We start from the raw sequence: 3,585 nt of genomic DNA, 5'->3' as shown, positions 1-3,585 counted from the left end.
GGTTATGGCTGTTCATCTCATTCGGTCCCTTTTTCCTGTGCCGGCCACCGGGCTGGTCGCCTCGTCAAATGCCGATTAAATTCTTGACTCGATTTCTCATGTTTACTAGTCGTGCATTACCGGACTAAATGAGTCAACATTTAAGACGCCGGACGCGATCAAAAATGCGAGCGAGCCCCGCGCCAGCCAGCATCGAGCCTGAGAATCTGGAGTTGGGGCATGGGGTTGGTGAATTGGGGACGGCCGACAGATCGGCCGATGGCGAAGGAAATGGCGGCCTTGCTGGCTGGCGCGGCGGCAATCGCGCTCTGTATGCCGGCGGCCAAAGCGCAACAGGCCACCCAGCCGGCGGCTGACCAGCAGAGCGACCAGACAAAGAAGACTGACCAGAAAAGTGCAGGCGACTCGACGCTGCTCGACAAGATCCTCGTCATTAGCCGCACCGGCGAGACGGCGATCCAGTCGCTGGCCTCGGCCAGCCATGTCGACAAGGAACAGCTTGAGCGCCGCATGGCAACGACGCCGACCGAGATGCTGCTTGGCGTGCCGGGAGTTGCAGTGCAGGCCGACGCGCGACGCGTCAGCTCCAGCATCAACATCCGCGGCCTGCAGGACTTCGGCCGCGTGGCGGTGATCGTCGACGGCGCCAGGCAGGATTTCCAGCGCTCCGACCACGGCACGCAGTCGACCTTCTATGTCGATCCCGAGCTCATCAAATCCGTCGACGTGATCCGCGGCCCGGTCGCCAACACCTATGGCTCCGGCGCCATCGGCGGAGTGGTGTTCTTCGAAACCAAGGACGCCGGAGATTTCCTCAAGCCGGAGGAAAGCTGGGCGGCTTCCGCCACCGGTCGCTATGAAACGAATGGCAAGGGCTGGACCACCAGCGCTAGCGGCGCCTATCGCTTCAACGAGAACTGGGACGTTTTGGGCAACATCGTCTACCGCCACTACGGCGACTACAAGAACGGTGGCGGCGACACCGTTGCCGGCACCGGCTTCGACGTGCTGAGCGGCCTGCTCAAGACCACCATTCGCCCGACCGAGAACAGCGAGTTGAAGCTCGGCTGGGTCGGCTCGAAGGACGGGTGGACAGAGACCAGTGGCGGCGTTCCGGCCAACGATGTCGACCTGAAATCGAATACCTTCACCGCCCGCTACAACATCACCGACGATGCCAAAAGCTGGCTCGATCTCCACATCAACGCCTCTTCCAACAAGACGCTTCTCGATCTGACGACGCTCGTCCCGCAGAACCGTTTCGATCCGACGACCGGCCTGCCCGTGGTGCTGCCCGCCGGGTCGCTCTCGACTTTCGATGTCGGGACGACCGGCATCGACATATGGAACACGTCGCGATTCGAGACCGCCGGCATTGCGCATGAGTTGACTTACGACGGTGACTGGGTCGGCGACGACGTCGAAACCGGGGGCACAGCCGGCGGCGACAGCTTCTACACGCCGTCAGGTAAGCGCAACGTCTCCGGCGCCTATGTCCAGGACAAGCTGACCTGGGAATGGCTGGAGGTCATCACCGGCCTGCGCTACGACAGGTACAGCCTGAAGGACTCCGAGCACGAGACATCAGGCGACCGGCTGTCGCCGCGCATCACCGTCGGCGTATCGCCCTTCGAAAGCGCTGACCTCGCCGGCCTGCAGTTTTACGGCACCTATGCGGAAGGCTACCGCTCACCCTCGCTGACGGAGACGCTGATCAGCGGTAACCATCCGGCCGGCGTCACCTTCCCCTTCCTGCCCAATCCAAATCTCAAGCCTGAGACCGGCAAGACCGTCGAGTTCGGCGTCAACTACAAGCAGAACAACATTTTCGAAGGCGGCGACGCTCTGCGGCTCAAGGCCGCCTATTTCAACAACAATGTCGAAGACTATATCGACGGCGTCACGCTGTCGGCCTTCGACCCGACCAGCGGCTGCCCGTTCGGCCCCGGCATCCCGATCTGCTTCCAGTACCAGAACTTCGCCAAGGCCAAGATCAACGGTTTTGAACTGGAAAGCGTCTATGACGCCGGCTGGGGCTATGCGGGCTTCTCAGCCTCGATCATCAACGGCCACACCATCTCGTATGAGGGCGAGCGGGCCGACCTTGCCACCATTCCCTCCTCGCAGGTGACGGCGCAGCTCGGCCTTCGCTTCCTCGAGGACAGGCTCACCGTCGGCGGTGAAGTGCAATATAACGGCAAGCCCAAGGGCAATCCGGTGGCCAAGGACTATACGCTGGTCAATGCCTTTGCCAGTTACCAGGCGACCGACAACCTCAAGCTCGACGTCCGCGCCGACAATCTGTTCGATGTCAAATACACCAATCCGCTCAACGCAAGCACGACTGCCGTCCTCTATGAACCGGGCATCACGCTGAAGCTTGCGGCAACCATGTGCTTTGGAGGCTGAGAACCATGAACTTGACGACGTCGCTCCGTCTCTTGACCTCGGCGCTGGCGATGTCGCTCGGCCCGGTGCCGGCGCGCGGCCAGTCCGCGCCAGCGCCGGCCCTTAATCTCGAACTCAACGCCGTGCAGCCTTCGGACAAGGGCTGCCGGCTGACGTTCGTCGTCAACAACGCGCTCGGCGCCGACCTGTCGAAGTCCGCTTTCGAAATCGCGCTGTTCAAGGAGTCCGGCGTTGTCGACCGCCTCACCGTGCTCGATTTCAAGGACCTGCCGGTCGGCAAGACGAAAGTCACGCGCTTCGATCTCGCGGGCGCCGACTGCGGCAAGCTCCGCCGCGTGCTGATCAACAGCGCGACGGAATGCGCTGGAACCGGCGTCGAGCCGACGGCCTGCATGCGCGACCTGAAAACCTCGACTAAAACCGCCATCGCCTTCGGCGTATAGAGGTGGGGATTGCATCCGGCCCGCCAGGAGATGCCATGGCGTGGGCCATGGGCGGCAACCGATCTTGATTTGACAATTTCTTATCGCGTACGGCAGGTCTCGGCGCGAGACATGCAGGACATCAATCACTCCTCCGATGCAGGCAGCGAACCGGCGATCACGCCGGCCGAGCCGCTCATGCAGCCGCGGCAATCGGTCGGGCATCGCAAATGGCCGGTGGCGATCATCGCTTCCGGCCTGCTCCATGGCGCTGCGGCGGCCGCGTTCCTGCTCGCGCCTGCCGGGATATTCGACTCCATGGACGCGATTCGGGCCGAGGGCACAGATCAGTCCGGCGCCAACGTCACCGGCAGCGCCCTGGACGACCAGTCGTCCGGCGCCGTGGATGTCACCTTGGTGCCCGATCCGCAGCCGGTGAAACGCCAGTCCGCGCAGCCCGCTCCGCCGGTCGAAGCGCAGGAACCAGCAAGCGAGCCTCCGACGCCTCAGCTTCCGCCGCAGGCTGTCAAGGAAGCCACTTCCGCGCCGGATATCGTGGCGGCCACCAGCCCACGCCAGGATGACCAGAGTGTCCGCGACGACAGCAAACCTACCCCCGCGACCGAACTGCAAAGCGCTGAAGCGCCCCTTGACGAGCCTCAACAGCCACCGGTCCCCAGTGCGACATCAAGCGCCCCAGCCCCATCGGCAGGGGCAGACCGAACCATTGAACCGGCGGCACGGCGGATGGCGA

At 63.2% G+C, this 3,585-nt stretch carries 2 protein-coding genes and 1 pseudogene; all 3 read left to right on the top strand.

The genetic code is table 11. From position 1 onward, the window contains the following. The first annotated feature begins 219 nt into the window (after positions 1 to 219). A complete protein-coding gene (locus tag EOA60_RS23850; protein WP_128293038.1) occupies positions 220 to 2,409 on the top strand; it encodes a TonB-dependent hemoglobin/transferrin/lactoferrin family receptor in 2,190 nt (729 codons plus the stop codon). A gap of 5 nt (positions 2,410 to 2,414) precedes the next feature. After that, positions 2,415 to 2,852, top strand: coding sequence for a hypothetical protein (locus EOA60_RS23845; RefSeq protein WP_095825641.1), 438 nt, complete (start codon positions 2,415 to 2,417; stop codon positions 2,850 to 2,852). 111 nt (positions 2,853 to 2,963) lie between these two features. Continuing rightward, positions 2,964 to 3,585 (top strand): annotated as a pseudogene (locus tag EOA60_RS23840) (energy transducer TonB); the annotation flags it as partial.

This window comes from Mesorhizobium sp. M1A.F.Ca.IN.020.06.1.1, assembly GCF_004023265.1.
Lineage (GTDB): Bacteria > Pseudomonadota > Alphaproteobacteria > Rhizobiales > Rhizobiaceae > Mesorhizobium.
This window is presented reverse-complemented; position numbering and strand designations above follow the sequence as displayed.